Annotated in this window: 13 protein-coding genes and 2 pseudogenes; 10 read left to right on the plus strand and 5 right to left on the minus strand. The window is 75.4% G+C overall.

From position 1 onward, the window contains the following. Window positions 1-161 precede the first annotated feature (161 nt). Window positions 162-2,240, plus strand: coding sequence for a discoidin domain-containing protein (locus tag QMQ26_RS26825; protein WP_282206624.1), 2,079 nt, complete (start codon window positions 162-164; stop codon window positions 2,238-2,240). A 105-nt stretch (window positions 2,241-2,345) separates the two neighbouring features. Here QMQ26_RS26825 and QMQ26_RS26830 read toward each other — a convergent pair whose 3' ends face one another. The 4 genes and pseudogenes from QMQ26_RS26830 to QMQ26_RS26845 form a co-directional block, all read right to left on the minus strand. Continuing rightward, complete coding sequence (locus QMQ26_RS26830) at window positions 2,346-3,530, minus strand: hypothetical protein (protein ID WP_282202962.1); 1,185 nt, start codon at window positions 3,528-3,530, stop codon at window positions 2,346-2,348. A 277-nt stretch (window positions 3,531-3,807) separates the two neighbouring features. Further along, window positions 3,808-4,731: pseudogene (locus QMQ26_RS26835) on the minus strand (DUF389 domain-containing protein); the annotation flags it as partial. Between the two features lie 70 nt (window positions 4,732-4,801). Next, window positions 4,802-5,788 (minus strand): acetylxylan esterase, encoded by a 987-nt coding sequence (locus QMQ26_RS26840; protein WP_282202963.1) that lies wholly within the window; start codon window positions 5,786-5,788, stop codon window positions 4,802-4,804. A 118-nt stretch (window positions 5,789-5,906) separates the two neighbouring features. Further along, window positions 5,907-7,226, minus strand: a complete 1,320-nt coding sequence (locus QMQ26_RS26845; RefSeq protein WP_282202964.1) for a DUF3370 family protein — start codon at window positions 7,224-7,226, stop codon at window positions 5,907-5,909. 345 nt (window positions 7,227-7,571) lie between these two features. Between QMQ26_RS26845 and QMQ26_RS26850 the strand changes: the two genes are divergently transcribed. From QMQ26_RS26850 to QMQ26_RS26865, 4 genes are all read left to right on the plus strand, one after another. Continuing rightward, the gene (locus tag QMQ26_RS26850; protein ID WP_282202965.1) at window positions 7,572-8,888 is read left to right on the plus strand and encodes an ABC transporter substrate-binding protein; all 1,317 of its coding nucleotides are present in this window, start codon (window positions 7,572-7,574) and stop codon (window positions 8,886-8,888) included. Between the two features lie 165 nt (window positions 8,889-9,053). Next, window positions 9,054-9,932: a carbohydrate ABC transporter permease gene (locus QMQ26_RS26855; protein WP_282202966.1), complete on the plus strand. Its 879-nt coding sequence runs from the start codon at window positions 9,054-9,056 to the stop codon at window positions 9,930-9,932. Beyond that, the gene (locus tag QMQ26_RS26860; RefSeq protein ID WP_100840041.1) at window positions 9,929-10,837 is read left to right on the plus strand and encodes a carbohydrate ABC transporter permease; all 909 of its coding nucleotides are present in this window, start codon (window positions 9,929-9,931) and stop codon (window positions 10,835-10,837) included. The genes QMQ26_RS26855 and QMQ26_RS26860 overlap by 4 nt, the downstream gene beginning before the upstream one ends. Then, on the plus strand, window positions 10,834-11,604 hold the full coding sequence (locus QMQ26_RS26865) for a GntR family transcriptional regulator (RefSeq protein ID WP_282202967.1): 771 nt from the start codon (window positions 10,834-10,836) through the stop codon (window positions 11,602-11,604). The genes QMQ26_RS26860 and QMQ26_RS26865 overlap by 4 nt, the downstream gene beginning before the upstream one ends. On the opposite strand, the gene QMQ26_RS26870 is transcribed toward QMQ26_RS26865, so the two are convergent. Next, window positions 11,582-11,872 carry a hypothetical protein gene (locus tag QMQ26_RS26870; RefSeq protein WP_282202968.1) on the minus strand — a complete coding sequence of 97 codons (291 nt, stop codon included), beginning with the start codon at window positions 11,870-11,872 and terminating at the stop codon, window positions 11,582-11,584. The genes QMQ26_RS26865 and QMQ26_RS26870 overlap by 23 nt on opposite strands. Between QMQ26_RS26870 and QMQ26_RS26875 the strand changes: the two genes are divergently transcribed. The 5 genes and pseudogenes from QMQ26_RS26875 (at window position 11,831) to QMQ26_RS26895 (ending at window position 19,672) form a co-directional block, all read left to right on the plus strand. Then, window positions 11,831-12,886, plus strand: coding sequence for an ROK family protein (locus QMQ26_RS26875; RefSeq protein ID WP_282202969.1), 1,056 nt, complete (start codon window positions 11,831-11,833; stop codon window positions 12,884-12,886). The two genes, QMQ26_RS26870 and QMQ26_RS26875, sit on opposite strands and share 42 nt — an antisense overlap. Further along, entirely contained in the window at window positions 12,883-14,535 is a 1,653-nt protein-coding gene (locus QMQ26_RS26880; protein WP_100840039.1) for a DUF4127 family protein, read from the plus strand. The genes QMQ26_RS26875 and QMQ26_RS26880 overlap by 4 nt, the downstream gene beginning before the upstream one ends. Further along, window positions 14,532-15,902 (plus strand): annotated as a pseudogene (locus tag QMQ26_RS26885) (FAD-dependent oxidoreductase); the annotation flags it as partial. The gene QMQ26_RS26880 and the pseudogene QMQ26_RS26885, both read left to right, overlap by 4 nt. A 450-nt stretch (window positions 15,903-16,352) precedes the next feature. Beyond that, on the plus strand, window positions 16,353-17,042 hold the full coding sequence (locus tag QMQ26_RS26890; protein WP_282206625.1) for an N-acetylmannosamine-6-phosphate 2-epimerase: 690 nt from the start codon (window positions 16,353-16,355) through the stop codon (window positions 17,040-17,042). Next, on the plus strand, window positions 17,039-19,672 hold the full coding sequence (locus QMQ26_RS26895) for a glycoside hydrolase family 38 N-terminal domain-containing protein (protein WP_282202970.1): 2,634 nt from the start codon (window positions 17,039-17,041) through the stop codon (window positions 19,670-19,672). Before QMQ26_RS26890 ends, QMQ26_RS26895 begins: the two co-directional genes overlap by 4 nt. Window positions 19,673-19,726: the final 54 nt, after the last annotated feature.

A 19,726-nucleotide genomic window follows, 5' to 3' on the forward strand; every position in this document is an offset into this window, starting at 1 on the left:
AACGTGCAGTGCTTTGAAGTCTGTTCACTTCGTTGACGCGAGCGCAACAGTGGCGCAATCATCACGATATGAGAGAGCGCTCTCACAGTCAGGACCACTCCAGGAGAGATGCTGTGACAGGTAGCCCCCCACCTCGCACCCTCGCCGCGCCACCCCGCACCCTGGTCTTCGCGTTCGTCGCCGCCCTGATCGCGACGCTCGTACTCGCCGTGAACCAGGCCGCCCCCGCCCGCGCCGAGGGCACCCTGCTGTCGCAGGGGAAGACCGCCACCGCCTCCTCCACCGAGAACGCCGGAACACCGGCCTCCTCGGCGGTCGACGGCAACGCCGGCACCCGCTGGTCCTCCGCCGCTTCCGATCCGCAGTGGCTCCAGGTCGACCTCGGCGGGACGGCCACCCTCACCTCCGTCGTCCTCACCTGGGAGAACGCGTACGCCAAGGCGTACCAGATCCAGACCTCCGCCGACGGCACCACCTGGACGAACGTCTACACGACCACGACTGGGCGGGGCGGCTCCGAGAGCCTGACCGTGAACGGCACGGGGCGCTACGTCCGCATCCTCACCACCCAGCGGGCCACCCAGTACGGCGTCTCGCTCTGGGAGTTCCAGGTCTACGGCACGACGGGCACCGGCACCGGCACCTGCTCGACCACCAACGCCGCCCTGAACCGGCCCGCCACCGCCTCCTCCACCGAGAACGCCGGAACGCCGGCCTCCTCGGCGGTCGACGGCAACGCCGGCACCCGCTGGTCCTCCGCCGCCGCCGACCCGCAGTGGCTCCAGGTCGACCTGGGCTCCGCGCAGAACGTCTGCGGCGTCCAGCTGTCCTGGGAGAACGCGTACGCCAAGGCGTACCAGATCCAGGTCTCGGCGGACGGCGCCACCTGGAACACCGTCTACTCGACGGCCGACGGCCGCGGCGCGACCGAGCTGGTCACCCTGTCCGGCACCGGCCGCTACGTCCGGGTGTACGGCACCCAGCGCGCCACCCAGTACGGCTACTCGCTCTGGGAGTTCCAGGTCTTCACCGGCGGCGGGGGCGGCAACCCGGGCAACCCGGGCGGCGGAAAGACCCTGCTCTCGTACGGCAAGCCCGCCACCGCCTCGACCTTCCAGGACAGCGGCAACTGCCCGGGCTGCACGCCCGCCAAGGCCTTCGACGAGGACCCGGCGACGCGCTGGGCGACCAGTGACGTCAACGGCTGGGTCGACCCGGGCTGGATCGCCGTCGACCTCGGCGCGACCGCGCACGTCACCCAGGTCGTGCTGCAGTGGGACCCGGCGTTCGCCACCGCCTACCAGATCCAGGTCTCCCCGGACGGCGCCAACTGGACCAGCGTCTACTCCACCACCACCGGCAAGGGCTTCAAGGAGACCCTCAACGTCGACGGCACCGGCCGGTACGTGCGGATGTACGGCACCGCGCGCAGCAACGGCTACGGCTACTCGCTGTGGACCTTCGACGTGTACGGCACCGGCGGCAGCCCCACCGCGCCGCCCGCCCTCCCGCCGAACCCGGCCAACCCGCCGCGCCTGGTGTGGAGCGACGAGTTCAACGGCGCCGCGAACACCAAGCCGGACCCCGCCAAGTGGACCCAGGACCCGGGCAACGGCCAGAACGGCGAGCTGGAGCTCTACACCAACGGCGACAACACCAACCTGGACGGCAACGGCAACCTCGTCATCGAGGCCCGCAAGGAGGCCAACGGCCAGTACACCTCCGGCCGGATCAACACCCACGGCCACCTCGACTTCACCTACGGGCACGTCGAGGCCCGCATCAAGGTCAGCGGCACCCAGGGCCTGTGGCCCGCGTTCTGGATGCTCGGCTCGAACTTCAAGTCCGGCACGCCGTGGCCGAACTGCGGTGAGATCGACATCATGGAGCACGTCGGCAAGGTCGCGGACTCGGTGTACTCCACCCTGCACGCCCCGGCCTACAACGGCGGGAACGGCTACGGCTCGCCGTACACCCTCGCCGGGTCGGACTTCGCCTCCGCCTTCCACACCTACGCCGTCGACTGGGACTCCACCCACATGACGTTCGCGGTGGACGGCCACAACTTCTTCACCGTCGACCGCTCGACGCTGGAGCAGACCCGTGGCCCCTGGGTGTACGACCACCCCTTCTACATCATCCTCAACAACGCCGTCGGCGGTGACTGGCCCGGCAACCCGGACGCCACCACCGTCCTGCCGCAGAAGATGATCGTCGACTACGTCCGCGTCTCGCAGTGACCGGGGGCTCCGGGACCGGCCGGCCGGCCGGTCCCGGAGCCGCTCCCCGCCCGGCGCGGTAGGCGCCGTCGCGGACGCCCCCGGCCGTCGGGGCCGGGGCGCTGGTCAGATGAGGCGGTCGCGGTGGGCGGCGGCGGTTTCGCGTACGAGGTGGGCGAAGCGTTCGCGGCTGCGCCGTTGGTGTTCGTCGGCCTGTTCGTCGTCCCGGTCCTCGGCGTCGCCGAGGTCGCCGTCCTCGTCGTCCTTGTCGGGTTCGTCGTGTGCGCTGTGCAGGAGCCAGCAGCCGTGGATGCCGGCGAGGAGGTCTTCGAGGAGGTCGCGGGCGGGGCGCTTGGGGTCGAGCGGGGTCAGGCGGACGGCGACGTCGTCGAGGTCGGGGTCGTCCTCGCCGGTGTGTTCGGCGACGGTCTCCTCGAAGTCCTCCAGCTGGTCGCGCAGGGCGACGGGGTCCAGGAGGAGGCCGTCGGTGATGTGCATGGCGTGGCGGACGAGTGCGGCGACGGCCTCGTGCGGGGTGGCGCCGTCCTGGATGAGGCCGAGGACGAGGGTGGGGGTCTCGTGGGGGAGCGCTTCGATGTCGTCGGCTTCGAGGACGACCTGGGTGGGGTCCCCGCCGGAGGCGTCGGCGGCGACCTCGGCCGCGGCGGCGAGCCAGTGCGCGGCGGCGACGGCGGCCGCGGTGGGGTCGACGGTGGAGAACAGCGCGGTGGGGCCGAACGGGTCCTGCTGGAGCAGGTGGTCGGCGGCGGCGACCTGGACGGGGGAGGCGTCCTCGCGGCTGAGGAGGACGGCCTGCTGGGCGCGTCCGGTGAGGTCGCCGAGTTCGGCGTTCTCCACGGCGGCGAGTTCCAGGGCCGCCTCGGCGCGGACGGCCTTCGCCAGGGCTTCGTCGCCCGGGCCGCCTGGGCCGCCTGGGCCGCCCAGGCCGCGCAGGGCCCGCCCGGCGCGGTGGGCGGATTCGACGAGCGGGCTGTAGGAGACCATCATCGTGCCGCCGTGCGGCAGGTGGGGCGCTGTGATCGCGTCGGGAACCTTGTCGAACGCCTCGCGTTCCCTCTCGCGGCGCCAGCCCTCTCCGTCGGGCTCCGGGGAGCCGGCGGCGCTGGACGGGTGGGTGTAGGTGCGCCACGCGGCGTCGGACAGTTGGGTGAGCGAGCGGGCCAGGGCCAGCAGCGCGGAGGTGTCCGCGTCGTCCGGCAGGGCGGCGACGCGCCTGGAGAGGTCGCCTTCCCCGGTGCCCCACGAGGCGATCAGTTCACGCCGGTCGAGATCGACGCTGTAGCGCGTCATGGGCCGTACCTCCCGTGCCTGTTCCTGCGTGCCCCGTGGCACCCGGCAAGTCTGACGTACCGGCAGGCTGCCGGGCGTGAGTTCCCGTCCCGGAACGGCGAGACCACCTGCTCGGCGCCTGGTGCCTGCTGCCTGCTGCCTGGCTCCTGGTTCCCGTCGGGTTCGAGAGTGACCGTCCCGGCGAGGAGCCCGGCCCGGTCGGCCCGGTCGGCCCGGTCGGCCCGGTCGGCCCGGTCGGCCCGGCGCCCCGGCGCGGCCGTGCTTCATCCCGGCCCGGGCCCCGGCGGGCGAGGCGCCAGGCGCCGTGCTGGACCAGCAGGGTCAGGACGCCGGCCAGCACGATGCCGGAGAGGTTGAGGGCGAGTTGGACGGCGGAGCCCCAGGCCTGGGCGTACTCGCCGTAGGCGAGGGCGACGGCGGCGTTCGCGGCGGCGGGGACGGTGGTGACCGAGATCGCCACGCCGACCAGGGCGGAGGCCTTGGCCGAGGTGAGCGAGAGCAGACCGGCGACCCCGGCCAGGAAGGCGACCACGAAGGACATCGCGTCCGGCTGCCAGATGAAGGAGGTGTTCGGGCGGTCGGCGGCGAACCGCGCGTCGCTGAACAGGCCCAGGACGTCCATCAGCAGCGCGAAGCCCACGGTGAGCGCCACCGCCGCGGCGAAGCCGACCGCCAGCGCCAGCAGCGAGCGCAGCGCCGGGCGCAGCCGCCGCTGCACCACCGCCACGCACAGCCCGGCGAGCGGGCCGAACTCGGGGCCCACCGCCATCGCGCCGACCACCAGGATCGCGCTGTCCAGCACGGCGCCGCAGGCCGCCAGCATGGTCGCCACCGCCAGCAGGGCGAGGAAGACCCCGCTGAGCGTCGACTCCTCGTGGACGACCTCGGACACCTCCTCCCACACCAGCGCGTCCACGCCCTCGCCCGGGGCGTCCCGTTCCGCCTCGTCGGCCGCCCGGGAGAGGACCAGCCCGGCCTCGTCCATGCTGATCGCACCGCGCTCGGGCAGTCCCAACTCCTTCAGCTCACCCAGCAGTTCGTCCACCGCCTCGCGCGCCACGTCGCACAGCACCAGGTCCCCGGCCGGGCGCACCGCCCCGCCCGGCAGCACCGCCACGTGGGCCACCCCGACACAGGCGTCGAGCCGTGCCATGACCGGCTCGCGCAGGTCGGCGGGAACGATCAGGCGGAGCTGGAGCACGGAATTCCTCCGGACGGCGGCGACGGGCTGCGCCCACCTTAGTTAGGGCCCGCCGGCCGCCCGGCCGGCCTCAGCGTGCGGCGGGGGCGGTGACCCGGGCCACGAAGGCGGCGTGTTCGGCGAGTTGACGGTCGCCGCCGCCTTCGTGGCCGGCGTACTCCCAGACCCGGATGTCCTTGTCGGCGCCCCCGGCGCGCTCGCCCCAGCGGTGGTAGGCCGCGAAGACCGTGGACGGCGGGCAGACCGGGTCCATCAGGGCGACCGAGAAGCGCACCGGGGCGGTGGCCCGGGCCGCGTGGTTGGCGCCGTCCAGGTAGGAGAGGGTGGCGAAGGCCCGCTCCACCTCGGCGGGGCGGCCCTGGAGGTAGTCGGTCAGCTCCCGGTACGGGTGGGCGTCGGTGACGTGGGTGGCGCGCCGGAAGTGGCACAGGAACGGCACGTCGACGCAGGCGCCGGCCACGCCGGGGTGCAGGGCGGCCGCGGCGATGGCGATGCCGCCGCCCTGGCTGCTGCCGACGACCGCGATCCGGCCGGGGTCGACGTCGTCCAGGGCGGCGACGGTGTCGACGGCGCGCACGGCGTCGGTGAACAGCCTTCGGTAGTAGTGGTGTTCGGGCCCGGCCAGACCGCGGGTGAGGACTCCGCCGACCTGCGGGGCGATGTCCCCGTCGGGGGTGTCGGCCGCGCCGTACGGGCTGGACTGGCCGCGGTTGTCCATCAGCAGGTGGGCGTAGCCGAGCGAGGACCAGAGGGTCGGTCGGAGCGCGGTGCCGCGGGCGCAGCCGTACCCGAGGTACTCCACGACGGCGGGCAGCGGCCGTCGGACGCCGCGCGGCAGCCGCAGCCAGGCGCGGACGGGCTGGCCGTCGAAGCCGGAGAAGGTGACGTCGTGGGTGTCGACCTGGAGCAGGCCGTTGTCCGTCCGGCGCAGCACGGGCGGAGCGGCGGCCGCGCGGGCCGCGGCGAGCGTCTCCGCCCAGAAGGCGTCGAAGTCCTCGGGTTCGGCGCCGTCGAAGCGGTAGGCGTGCAGGCTCGGCAGGGGAAGGTCGGTGAACACGGAACCTCGTGGGTGTCGGTGGTCCGGGCCGTGGCCGTGGCCGCCGTCGCCGTGCGGTCGGGACGGCGGCGACGGCGGCGACGGCGGGGGAGGGACCGGCGGGGGAGGGGCCGGGGGGTCAGACGCTCTCGAACAGCAGCTGCGACCCGGCCGTGATCAGGCCCGGGACCTCGAACTCCAGCTCCACCAGGGTGTCGGCGCCGGGGGCGAGGGTGTAGCGGCCGATCTCGCAGCGGGGCACGGTGGGCCGCACGTACAGGGTGGCGATCCGGGCCGGGCCGCCGTCCACCCGGACCGACGCGGCGCCGTTCCAGGTGTCGCCGGGTACGTCGGTGGTGGCGGTGATGTTGGAGCCGAAGGTGAGCACCGCGGTGCGGCTCTGCGCGGAGGGGTTGGTCAGCCGGGCCCGGACGGCGTAGCGCATGCCGTAGTTGCCCCAGCTGCGCTGCGAGGAGTCGGACAGGGCGGCGGTGGCGGGCACGGTCTGGTCCAGCGCGGCGACCTGGCGCTGCGTGGTGTTCAGGGCCAGCCCCAGGTAGGACCCGGCGGCGGGCACCGGGACGTCGAAGGTGCCGGTCTCCCAGCGGGAGGCGGCGTAGACCCCGGCCTGGCGGCCGTAGGTGGTGTCGGTCTGGGAGACGACGTTGCCGGGGGCCGCCTTGGCGTCGTTCTGGGTGTAGTTGACGGCGGTGGCGGTGCTGCCGTCGGTGGTGACGGCGGTGTACACGTACACGCCGCCGGAGGCGGTGACGTCCAGCAGGCCGTCCACGATCGAGGAGGTCATCGGGATCTTGGCGATCTCGACCATGGTGCGCGGCTGGACGGCGGTGGCGGCCAGGTACGTCCGGGTGGTGCCGGCGGCCCAGTCGTAGGAGGTGGCGTAGCAGGGGCCGGTGCCGGCCCGCTGGGCCGGGTCCTGGACCAGCGGCTTCTGGGCGTTGGTCCACACCGAGCCGGCGGCGCTGACGGTGACCGCGGAACCGTTCGGGTTGGAGACCAGCACGTGCAGGTACGCCGTCGAGCCGGTGCTGTTCTGGTGGTACAGGTACACCGGGAAGGTGCCCGAGAGCGGGTGGGCGGAGCCGCCCCGGTTGGCGGTGGTGCGGCCGCACTGGGCGAGCCAGCCGGGGCCGGTGAAGGTCTCGGGGTTGTTGGAGACGAACATCTCCGCGCCGGTGGGGCCGCCGGGCAGCTGGAGGAGCTGCTCGCGGGGGACGGTGGGGCCGGGGGCGGACGGGGTGCCGACCGTCCAGGAGCCGGCGGCGACGGAGGCGGTCAGCGGCTGCGCGCACCCGCAGGCCCCGCGGCCCGCTACCGAGTGGTCACTACCAGTGTTCGCGCGGGCCGGGGTGGACGCGAGCGGGACGGCGGCACCGGCGAGGAGGGCGGGTGCCAGGCCGAGCAGGGTCCGGCGGGTGGGGGTGGGGCGGTGGTTCACGTGTTTCTCCTCGTGAGAGTGGGGGTCTGCCCGTACTGCGGGCGTGCGGGGGCGGTCACGTGACGGTCTCCGCGGCGGTCGAGGGGCGGCGCTGCGGAGCCATAGAGGTAGATACCAGAAGTGGTGGCGGGCCAGAAGTGGCTGGGACCGAATTGCTCGGTTCGCTCGGACGGCCGGTGCCGTTATGGTCCGATTCGGGAGAAATATCCAGCAGGTCAACCGGATCGGAAGCGACGGGGGGTTGACGCGGAAGGGGACCAGCTGCGAACTTTCTCGGCAAGTGGTCCGTACCACTTCCGGAACGCTCCGGCCTCCTCCGTCTTCCCCCGCCGTAGTAGGAGAGTCATGCCCAGCAGCAGAGGCATCCGCCTGGCCGCCGCCGTCCTCACCACCGCCCTCGCCACGAGCGCCTGCGGCCTGGGGTCGAGCGGCTCGTCGACCGACCGGGGCGGTGCGCCGTCCGGCAAGGTCGGCGGCACCATCACGCTGGAGACCCTGCAGCTCAAGCCGACCTTCACCGACTACATGAACGGCGTCATCGCCGCGTACGAGAAGGAGCACCCGGGCGCCAAGGTCGACTGGGTCGACATCCCGTTCCAGGGCGCCCAGGAGAAGCTGACCGCCGACGCGGCGGCCGGCAACCTGCCGGACGTGGTCAACCTGAACCCGCAGTTCGCCCAGGCGCTGGAGGCCAAGGGCCTGTTCACCGACCTCGACCAGGCCGCCGCCGACGTCAAGCCGTCCTACGTGCCCGGCGCCTGGTCGGCCTTCCAGGTGCCCGGCCGACAGGGCTCCTTCGGTCTGCCGTGGTACCTCACCTCCGAGGTCACCATGTACAACAAGGACCTCTTCGCGAAGGCCGGGCTGGACCCGGAGAAGCCCCCGGCGACCTTCGACGAACTGCTCGCCGACGGCGCCAAGCTGTCCGCGGCCGGCCAGGGCGCCTTCTACGGCATCCACCCCGCGCTGGAGAACCGGTTCATCACCGACCTCGCCAAGCAGGGCGTGCCGCTGCTGGACGCCTCCGGCAAGAAGTGGACCTTCAACACCCCCGACGCCGCCGCCTACCTGCAGAAGCTGGTGGACGCCTACAAGGGCGGCGTCTACCCGCAGGACTCGCTGACCCAGAACCACGGCAAGGAGACCGAGGCCTACCAGTCCGGCCGGATCGGCCTGCTGCCCTCGGGCCCCAACTTCCTCGCCACGATCAAGAAGAACGCCGCCGACATCGCGGCGCACACCGGCGTCGGCCCGCAGATCACCGGTGCGTCGGGCGCCACCAACATGTCCGTGATGGGCCTGCTGGTCCCGAAGTCCGGCAAGAACCAGGCCACCGCCCTGGACTTCGCCAAGTACCTGTCCGACGCGCAGAACCAACTCGCCTTCAGCAAGATCGTCACGATCCTGCCGAGCACCCTCGAATCGCTCAAGGACCCCTACTTCAAGGCCGAGGGCGACACCACCCCCGAGGGCACCGCCCGCCGGATCTCCGCCGAGCAGATCGCCAAGGCCCGGAACCTGGTGCCCGTGCAGTACGACTCCCGGGTGACCGCGGCCGTCGTCGGCAAGGTCCAGCTCGCGCTCCAGGGCAAGCTGACGCCGCAGCAGGCGCTCGACCAGGCGGTCGAGGAGGCGGACAAGATCACCGGCGCCGCCGGCTGATGCCCGGGGCCGGACGCCTCCCCCGCGTCCGGCCCCGTGGTCCTGCGCCGCCACCCGGCCCGGCCAGGACCCGCCGTCGCGGGCGGCCCCCGCCGCCCGCGACGGCACCCCGCCGGACCCCGCCGGACCCCGCGCCCCGCCCGCCCCGTACGACAGGAGGCCCCCGTGACCGGCCGACGCTGGTACGTCCCCTGGCTCTTCCTCCTCCCGGCCCTGGCCATAGCCGTCTGCTTCTTCATCGTCCCGTTCGCGAACACCGCCGTGCTGTCGTTCACCGACGCCGGCACGCTGGGCGGCGGCACCTTCACCGGCACGCACAACTACGCGCGGCTGCTGCACGACGGCCAGTTCTGGCAGTCGGTGCGCAACACGCTGCTGTACATCGCGGTGGTGGTGCCCTGCCTGGTGGTGCTGCCGCTGCTGCTCGCGGTGCTGGTGCAGAAGCGGATCGCCGGCATCGGCTTCTTCCGGGCGGTCTTCTACTCGCCCGTGGTGGCGTCCATGGTGGTCGCGGGCCTGATCTGGTCCTGGCTGCTCTCCGGCGACGGCCTGGTCAACTCGATGCTGCGCGGGCTCCACCTGGTCGCCGAACCGGTGCCGTTCCTCACCGACGCGCGCCTGCTGCTGTTCAGCGCGATGGCGATGACGGTCTGGAAGGGCCTGGGCTACTACATGGTGGTCTACCTGGCGGCGCTGGCCAACGTGCCCCGCTCGCTGCTGGAGGCGGCCGAGGTGGACGGCGCGGGCCCGGTGCGGCGCTTCCGCCACGTCACCCTGCCGCTGGTGCGGCCCACCATGGTGCTGGTCGCCACCCTCGCCGCGATCGGCTCCGCCAAGGTGTTCGCCGAGGTCTACACCCTCAGCGACGGCAGCGCCGGACCGGGCGGCGAAGCCCGCACACTGGTCTACACCATTCGTGAGATCGGCCTCGGCCTGGGCGGCGAGGCGGGCTACGCCTCCGCGATGAGCATCGTGCTGTTCCTCGGCACGCTCGGCCTGTCCGTCGCCGTCACCCGCCTCAACTCCCGGGAGGAACGGGCATGACCACGCTGGAAACCCCCCAGGCCCCGGCCGCCGCCGACCCGCGCCGCCCGGCCGCCGCCCCCGCACCCGCCGCCCGCCGGGCGCGTGCCGCCGCCGGACTGGCCGGCCGCTACCTGCTGCTGGCGCTGGTGTTCGCGCTCACCGTCGGCCCGTTCCTGTGGCAGCTGTCCACCTCCCTCAAGGGCAACGGCGAGCGGGTCTTCGGCTACCCGCCCCAACTCCTCCCCGCCCACCCGACCCTGCACCACTACGCCGAGGTCCTCGACACCGTCCCCGTGCTGCACTACGCGGGCAACTCGCTGGTCGTGGCGCTCGGTTCGGTGCTCACCAACTGCCTGCTCGGCTCGATGGCGGGCTACGCGCTGGCCCGGATGACGTTCCGCGGCCGCGGCCTCGCCGCCGGGATCTTCCTCGCCACGATGATCATCCCGTTCGAGAGCATCATGGTCTCCGAGTTCCTGGTCGCCCGGTCGCTGCACCTGACCGACACCCTGCTCGGCGTGATGATCCCCGGCGCCGCCTCCGGCCTGTCGGTGATGCTGATGCGCAACGCCTTCCGCCGCCTGCCCGCCGAGGTGGAGGAGGCCGCGGTCCTGGACGGCGCCGGGGAGTGGACGCGGTTCTGGCGGATCGCCCTGCCCTCCGTCCGCGGCACCCTGGCCGCCGTCGCCATCTTCAGCTTCGTCTTCAGCTGGGACGACTTCCTCTGGCCGCTGGTCTCGCTCTCCGACCAGAGCAAGTACACGCTGACCGTGGGAATCCAGTACCTGTCCGGCACCTTCACCAATGACCAGCGGGTGATCGCCGCAGGCACCATGATGGCCGTCGTGCCGCTGCTGGTCCTCTTCTTCGCCCTGCAGCGGTTCTTCTTCCGTGGCGTGGGTGAGGGAGCGGTCAAGGGATGAACACGACGACGAACGGCACCGCGGGCGGGGTCGGCCGGCGGACGCGGGCCGCGGAGCCCCGCGAACCCAAGCACGAGACGCTGCGCCGCGCCCTGCTCGACCTCGTCGAGGGCGCCGCGCCGCACCACCCGCTGCCCAGCGAACGCGACCTGATGGCCCGTTACGACGTCAGCCGGGTCACCGTGCGCCGCGCCGTCGAACGGCTCAGCCAGGAGGGCCGCGTCTACCGGGTCCAGGGCTCGGGAACCTTCGTCGCGGACCGCGAGACGATCAGCAAGTCGCTCCACCTGACGTCCTTCTCGGAGGACATCCGCGCCCGCCGGATGACGCCCGCCGGCCGACTGCTGCTGATGGAACGGGTGCCGGCCGACGTCGTCAACGCCCGCCACCTGTTCGTCGAACCCGGCACGCCCCTGATCCACCTGGAGCGGCTGCGCACCGCCGACGGCGAACCCATGTGCCTGGAGAACGTCTGGCTGCCCGAGGCACTCCTGCCCGGCCTGCTCGACCAGGGCGAACCCGCCTCGCTCTACAGCCTGTTGGAACGCGCGGGCGCCGCCCCCGAGAGCGCCCAGCAGACCGTCCGGGCCACCCTCGTGGACGCCGCCCAGGCCGCCCTGCTCAACGTGCCGCCGCAGTTCCCGGCCCTGTACGTCGAGCGGGTCACCCGTGACGCCCGCGGCCGCGCCGTCGAACGCGCGGTCAGCCTCTACCGCGCCGACCGCTACGACTTCACCTTCACCATCACCAGGGAACGACGACCATGAGCACCACCCCCGAACACCGCGCCGAGGTGCCGCCGGTCCTGGCCGTGGACATCGGCGGCACCAAGACCACCGCGGCCGTCGTGGTCGAGTCCGCCGGTCGGCCCCGGCCGGCCGTCCGGCTCACCGCCCCCACCCCGCCGCCGACGGCGGAGCCGCCGTCCTCACCGCGGCCCTCCGGCTCGCCCGCCGCGCCGCCGGGGAGGGCGCCGCGCTCGGGGCCGCGCCGGTGGCCGTCGGATTCGGCACCGCCGGCGTCGTCGACGTCCACGGGCGCGGCATCGTCGCCGCCACCTCCGCGCTCCCCGGCTGGGCCGGGACCGAACTGGCCGCGGCCGCCGAGCGGGAACTGCGGCTGCCCGCCACCGTCCTGAACGACGTGCAGGCCTTCCTGGCCGGCGAGTGCGCCGCCGGGGCCGCCCGGAACACCGGGGTGGCCGTCGGTGTGATGGCCGGCACCGGCATCGGGGGAGCCCTGGCCGTCGGCGGCCGGCTCCTGCGCGGGGCGCACGGCGCGGCCGGCCACCTCGGACACCTGCCGGTCCCCGGCGCGCAGGAGGCCGCCTGCCCGTGCGGGGTGACCGGGCACGTCGAGGCACTGGCCGCAGGCCCCGCCATGGCCGCCGAGGCCCGCCGCCGGCTGCCCCACCGCCACCTGCCCGACCTCCGCGCCGTCGCCGCCCTGGCGAGGGCCGGCGACCCGGTCGCCCGGTCCGTCCTGCACGCCGGCGGGTACGCCCTGGGCACGGCGCTGGCGGGCGTCGTCGCCGGGCTCGACCCCGACGTGATCGTCCTCGGCGGCGGCGCGACCGCCTCCGGCCCCTGGTACGAGACCGGCCTCCGCGCCGCCCTCGCGGCCCACACCCTGCCCCTGCTGGCCGGCGTCCGGGTGGTGCGCTCCGTGCTGGACGCCGACGCCGTCCTGATCGGCGCGGCGGCCCAGGCCCGCAGACTGGCCGGTACGGGCACCCCCGCCCCGAGCACCACCGAGGCCCGCGCCGGGCGGGCCGACGGGGAGCCCACCGCCGCCCGGGCCGGTGACGCCGACGCGCCGCGGGGCGCAACGGCCCCGGCGGCGGGGACCGCGGAGGCCCGGGAGCCGGGCGCGCCCGGGGCCCCCGGGCCCCGGGCCGCGGACCCCGGTGCACCGCCCGCCGCCGCCCCGGCCGGTGGCACCGGTGGACCCGGTCCCGCCGCCGCCCGTGCCCCGCACGCCACCGCCCCGACCCGTGACGGCCGCGGGCAGCGGGCCGCCCACCCCTCCGAAAGCGCAGGAACGCCGTGAGCTCCCCCCGCATCGCCCTGGTCCCCCTGGACGAACGCCCGGCCTGCGCCGAACTGCCGCGCCTGGTCGCCGCGGTGGCCGGCGTGCGGCTGCTCACGCCGCCCGCCGACGCCATGCCGGCGCTGCGGCGGCCCGGCAGCCCCGGCGCCCTCGCCGACTGGCTCTCCGGGGTCGAGGCCGACGCGGCCGTCGTCTCCCTGGAGACGCTGGGCCACGGCGGTCTGATCGCCTCCCGCACCCGCCCGGCCACCGTCGCCTCCGTCACCGCCGCCTGGGCCCCGCTGCACGACCTGGCCGCGCGCGGCGTCGCCGTCCACGCCGTCACCCTGGTCACCCGGACCCCCGACTCGGCCGACGCCATGGAGGAACCCGCCTACTGGGACCCGCACGGCCCGGCCCTGCACCGGCTCTCCGCCGACCTGCACCGGGCCGCCGACGACCCGGCCGCCGTCGCCACCGCCTTGCGGGCCGCCGCGGTGCCGACCGACGTCCGCGCGGACTTCCTCACCCGGCGGGTGCGCAACCACGCCGTCAACCTGGCCGCGCTGGAACTGGTCGCCGACGGCACCCTGCGCACCCTGGTCGTCGGCGCCGACGACACCGCCGAACACGGCCTGGCCACCGCCGAACTGCGCTGGCTGGACACCTGGTCGGCCTGGCTCGGCCTGGGAGAGCGCGTCAGCGTCCGGCCGGGCGCCGACGAAGCCTGCACCGTCCTGCTGGCGCGCACCCTGCTGGACCTGCTGGGCGGGCCCGCGCCGACGGTCCGCGTCGAGGCCGCCGACCCGGCCGGGCTGCGCCGCACCGCCGCCTACGAGAACGTGCCGGTGGCCACCACGGCGACCCGGCAGCTCCAGGCCGCCGGGGCGGTCGTCCTCCCGGACCCGGCCCCCGACACCCCGGACGCCGTGCTGCTCGTGCACACCCCCGACGGCGCCGGCGACTGGGCGGTCGCCCCGCCCGCCGCCACCGACCCGGCCCCCGCCCGGGCGCTGGCCGCCCGCGCGGCGGGCCTGCTGGCCGCCGGACAGGCCGTCGCCGTCGCCGACTGCGCCCAACCCAACGGCGCCGACCCGCAGCTGGTCCGCGCCCTGGCCGAAGCCGGCGTCCTGGAGCGGCTGACCGCGTACGCCGGGTGGAACACCGCCGGCAACACGCTGGGCACGGTGGCCGCCCACACCGTGACGGCCGTCGCCGCCCGGCGGGCCGGGTGCTTCGACGAACGCGCCCACCGGCGCCTGCTGCTGCACCGCCTGGTCGAGGACCGGGGCTGGATGAGCGGCGAACGCGCCCGCGTCCGCGCCGCCCTCGGCAGCGACCCCGCCCGGCACGACCACGTCCCCGACGGCCACCCCGTGCTCGCCGACGTCGCCGCCGGCCTGGTCCGGCGCCGCGCCGAACTGCCCGGCTTCGACGGCCTGGACGTCGACCCGGCGTCCGTCCGGCTGCCCTGGTCCCGGACCTTCGAGGTCGACTTCGCGCTCACCGACGGCGGTTCCGGCACCGGCAGCGGCTCCGAGACGGTCTCCGGTCTCGACTCCGGCCCAGCCTCCGGCGTCGGTCCCGCTTCCGCGTCCGGAGCCGACCCCGCCACCTCCCCCCGTCCCGAACCCGCTCCCCGCACCGGCGCCCCGGAGGACGTCCGATGACACCCCACGAGACCACACCCGTACGGCAGTTGACCGCAGAGATCGCCGTGGTCGGCGGCGGGCTCGGCGGTGTGGCCGCGGCCCTGGCCGCCGTGGAGGCGGGCCGCACCGTGGTGCTGACCTGCGACCAGCGGGTGCTCGGCGGGCAGATCACCACCCAGCTGGTGCCGGCCCTCGACGAGCACCCGCACATCGAGGCGCCCGGCGGCGCGTCCGCCTCCTACCGGCGGCTGCGCCGCGCGCTGCGCGCCGAGTACGGCGGCGCCGACAACCCCGGCGGCGGCTGGGTCAGCCGTCTGTGCTTCGAACCCGCCGCGGCGCTCCGCGTCCTCGACGCCCTGCTCGCCCCGCACGTCGCCGCCGGTCGGCTGCGGATCGTCACCGGCGTGCGCCCCGTCCGGGCGGTCCGGCAGGACGGGCGGCTGGCCTCGGTGCGGCTGCGCGACCGGCGGGAGGAGGAACTCGCCGTCGTCGCCGCGGTGTTCTGCGACGCCACCGAGACCGGCGAACTCCTGCCGCTGGCCGGCGCGCCCTGGACGATCGGCTCGGAGGGCCGCGCCGCGTTCGGCGAGAGCCTGGCCCTGCCCGGCGGCCCGCACCCGCACGCCGTGCAGTCCTGCACCACCGGCCTGCTGGTCGAGCACCGCCCCGGCGAGGACCACACGGTGCCGCGCCCCGAGGGCTACGAACGCTGGCGCGACGCCCAGCCGTTCACCCTGGAGATCGCCGGCTGGGACGACCGCGCGCACCGCTACCGGATGTTCACCGACGGACCGGACGGCCACCCGCCGTTCTGGACCTACCGGCGGTTGCGCGAAGGCGCGCGGTTCGGCACCACCGACCTCGCCCTGATCAACTGGGCGGGCAACGACTACGCCGACGCGTCCCTCGTGCACGAACCCGAACGGGCCGGTGCCGAGTCCCGCCGCCTGTCCCTCGCCTTCCTGCACTGGCTGCAGACCGAGTGCCCGCGCGACGACGGCACCGGCCGCGGCTACCCGGGCCTGCGCCCGGTCACGGACGAGCACTGCGCCCCCGGCGGCCTGGCCGCCGAACCGTACGTGCGGGAGTCCCGCCGGCTGGCCCAGCCCGCCCCCGTCCGGCAGCAGGACCTGGAGCCCGTCCCCGGTGCGGCCCGCGCCGCGAACCGGCCCGACAGCGGCGGCCCGGCGTTCTACCACATGGACCTGCACGCCCGGATCGGCCACGCGCAGTCGGCGTACTCGCCCACCGCGCCGTTCCAGGTCCCGCTGTCGGCCCTGGTGGCGGGCACCCCGGGCAACCTGCTGGCCGCCGCGAAGAACCTGGCCGCCACCCAGGCCGCCGCGGCCGCCTACCGGGTGCACCACGGCGAGTGGGCGGTCGGCGAGGCGGCCGGGACGCTCGCCGCGCAGTCCCTCGCCCGGACCCTCGACCCCGGCGAACTGCTCCGGGACCGGGACGAGTTGACGCTCCTCCAGCTCGCCCTCGTCCGGCGCGGCGTGCCGCTCGCCTGGCTGACCGACCTCGACCCGGCCGACCCGCTGTTCGTCCCCGCCCACCTGCTCGCCGCCGCCGGCGGCCTCGGCGGGGCGCGCCTGGAGCGGCTGACCGCCGACCCCGAGGAGCCCGCCGACCCGCGGGACCGGGCCGCGCTGAGCGCCGCCGCCGACCTGCTCGCCCCGGGTGCCGGGCGCGCCGCCGACCACCTGGCGGCCACCGCGCCCTGGCGGGACGTCGTCACCGCGCTGGGCACGGCCGTCGAACGCCTCCTCCCCGCCACCCGCCGAGAAGGGCCGACCGTGCTCCCCGCCGCGCCGCCGTCCCGCCGCCCGCCCCTGCCGCCCGGCCTGGCCGGACGGCTCGTGGTCTCCTGCCAGGCGCTGCCCGGCGAGCCGCTGCACGGACCGCAGTTCATGGCGCAGATGGCCGTCGCCGCGCACAGCGGCGGCGCGGCCGCGGTGCGGATCAACGGCCCGGCCGACATCGCGGCCGTCCGGATGGCCGTCCCGCTCCCCGTCATCGGCCTGTGGAAGGACGGCGAGGACGGCCCGTACATCACCCCGACCCTCGAACACGCCCTCGCCGTGGCCGAGGCCGGTGCCGACGTCGTCGCCCTGGACGGCACCGGCCGTCCCCGCCCCGACGGCCGCACCCTCGCCGAGACGATCGAGGCGCTGCACGCCCGCGGCATCCCCGTCATGGCGGACGTCGCCACCCTGGAGGAGGGCCTGGCCGCGGCCGCCGCCGGGGCCGACCTGGTGGGCACCACCCTCTCCGGCTACACCCCCGACAGCCCCGACCAGGCCGGACCCGACCTGGCCCTGGTGCGCGCCCTCGCCGAGTGCCTCGACGTCCCGGTCGTCGCCGAGGGCCGCATCGCCACCCCCGACGAAGCCGCCGCCGCCCTCGCCGCCGGTGCCCACACCGTCGTGGTCGGCGGCGCCATCACCCGCCCCGCCGCCCTGACCGCCCGCTTCGCCACCGCCCTCGCCACCGCCCGCACCGCCCCGGAGGACCAGCCGTGACCACCACCCCGCCCGTGGACTGCCACGTCGTCACCCACGTGCACTGGGACCGCGAGTGGTACCGCCCGTTCGAGTCCTACCGCGCCCGCCTCGTCGAACTCGCCGAACGCGTCTGCGACGAACTCGACGACGGCCGGATGACCACCTTCCACCTGGACGGCCAGACCATCGTGCTCGCCGACGTCCAGGCGCTGCGCCCCGACCTCGCCGACCGGCTCGCCGCCCACGCCCGGGCCGGGCGCCTCACCCTCGGCCCCTGGCACGTGCTCGCCGACAACCAGCTCGTCTCCGGCGAGAACCTGGTGCGCAACCTGCTCACCGCCCGCCGCTGGGGCACCCGGGTCGGCGTGCTCGCCGACGTCGGCTACTGCCCCGACACCTTCGGCCACCCCGCCGACCTGCCGCGCATCCTCAACGGCTTCGGCATGGACACCGCCCTGGTGTGGCGCGGCGCCCCCGACGGCGTCGCCCGCTTCCACTGGCGCTCGCCCGACGGCTCCCGGGTGCTGGCCGCCAACCAGGGCTACCACGCCGCCGAGGTGCTGTGGGCCGAACCCGACGGCGACACCGGCCGCGCCGCCCGCCTGAAGGACTTCCTCACCGCCGAACGCGACCGGCTGCCCGGCGGCCCCTGGCTGCTGATGAACGGCGGCGACCACCTCGCCCCCACCGACCCGGCCGGGGCGCTCGCCGCCACCGCGCCCACCGCCGCCGAGCAGGGCGCCGCGCTGAGCGAGAGCACCCTGGCGGCGTTCTTCGCCGCCGCCCGCGCGGCCGCCGAGGCCGGCGGCGTCCCGCTGGTCGAGGGACCGCTGCGCCACCGACCCGGCCGGCTCACCTTCCTGCTCCCCGGCACCTTCTCGGCCCGCACCTACCTCAAGCAGGCCAACGCCGCCGCCCAGACCGACCTGGAGCGCTGGGCCGAACCCCTGCTGGCCCTGCACGCCCCCGACGACGCCACCCTCGCCGCGGAACTGCGCCACGCCTGGGAGCTGCTGCTGCGCAACGCCCCGCACGACTCGATCTGCGGCTGCAGCGTGGACGAGGTCCACCGGGAGAACGAGGTCCGCTTCGAGCGGGTCCGCCAGACCGCCGACCACCTGGTGCTGCGCGCCCTGGGCGCCGCCGGCCTGGACACCCGCCGCTACGGCGACCCGGAGACCGAGCGGGCCGCCTTCGCCGTCCTCAACCCGCACCCGCGCCCGCACACCGGCCCCGTCACCGTCGAGCTGCTGACCGCGCCCGGCCGCCACCCGCGGTCCGTCACCGGCCCGGACGGCGCCCCCGTCCCGTTCGAGGCCGAACTCCTCGGCGAGGAGACCGCGTTCGAGGCCGACCTCGACCTGCTCCCGGACTCCCGCCCCGCCCTGCGCCACCGCCTGCACCTGCTGGCCGCCGACGTGCCCGCCCTCGGGCACGCGGTGCACACCGTCACCCTCGGCGACACCCCGCAGGCCGCCGCCGCCGTCGAGGAGGACGAGCGCACCCTGCCGCTGGCCGACGGCGCCGCCCTGACCGCCCAGGACGACGCCGCACTCACCCTGCTGCTGGCCGACGGCACCCGGCTGCCGGGCCTGGCCGCCCTGTGGGACGACGGCGACCGGGGCGACACCTACAACTTCGATCCCGTCCCGCACGACATGCCCCGGGCCCCGCGCCTGCGCTCGGCCCGCCGCCGGACCTCCGCCGTGCGCACCGTGCTGGAGCTCGACGCGGTGATCGAGCTGCCGACCGGGCTCGCCGCCGACCGCACCGCCCGCACGGCCGAGACGGTGGAGGTCCCGCTCACCGTCACCGTCGCGCACTGGCCGGGCCACGACGGCCCGCTGCACTGGAACGCGACCTTCGACAACACCGCCGACGACCACCGGCTCCGGGTCCACTTCCCGACCCCGGCCCCGTCCGCCCGCTGGAGCGCCGACACCCACTACAGCCTGCTCGACCACCCGGTCGGCCCCGACCTCGGCCCGCTGCCCACCGAGCGCGCCCACGAGGCCGAGTACGGCTGCGTCCCCGTGCAGAGCGTCTCCGCGATCGGCGACGGCGAGCTGCGGATCGCCGTCGCCGCCGCCGGACTGCCCGAACGCACCGGCCTGGCCGCCGGGTTCAGCCCTTCCGGGCAGGACGAGCTGGTGATCACCCTGCTGCGTTCGGTCGGCTGGCTCTCGCGCTTCGACCTGAACGCCCGGACCACCGGCGCGGGCCCGATGATGGCCACCCCCGAAGCCCAGTGCCGCCGGCGGCACTCCTTCGACCTGGCGCTGGCCGTCGGCGCCCCCGTCACCGCCGACGCCGACCTGGTCGTCCTGGCCGAGGCCGCCACCGTGCCGCTGCGCGCCGCCCAACTGCGCCCCGGCACCGCCCCCGCGCCGACCGGCGCCCCCGGCCTGCGGGTGCGGGGCGCGCGGATGACCGCGCTCAAGGGCGCGGAGGACGGGAACGGCCTGGTGCTGCGCCTGTCCAACCCCACCGGGCGGGAGGCCGCCGCGGAGGTCGAACTCCCGGCGGGCTGGCGGGCCGCGCCGGTCCGGCTGGACGAGTCGCCGACGGGCGAGCCGTACCCGGCCGGTCCCCTCGCCCTGGCCCTGGCGCCGTACGGCCTGGTCAGCCTGCGGTTGACCAGGCCCTGACCCGGCGGGCGCACCGGCGGGCCGCTCCACCCGCCCCGCAGCGGGGTGGGGCGG

Source organism: Kitasatospora fiedleri (assembly GCF_948472415.1).
In the GTDB taxonomy this organism is placed as follows: domain Bacteria; phylum Actinomycetota; class Actinomycetes; order Streptomycetales; family Streptomycetaceae; genus Kitasatospora; species Kitasatospora fiedleri.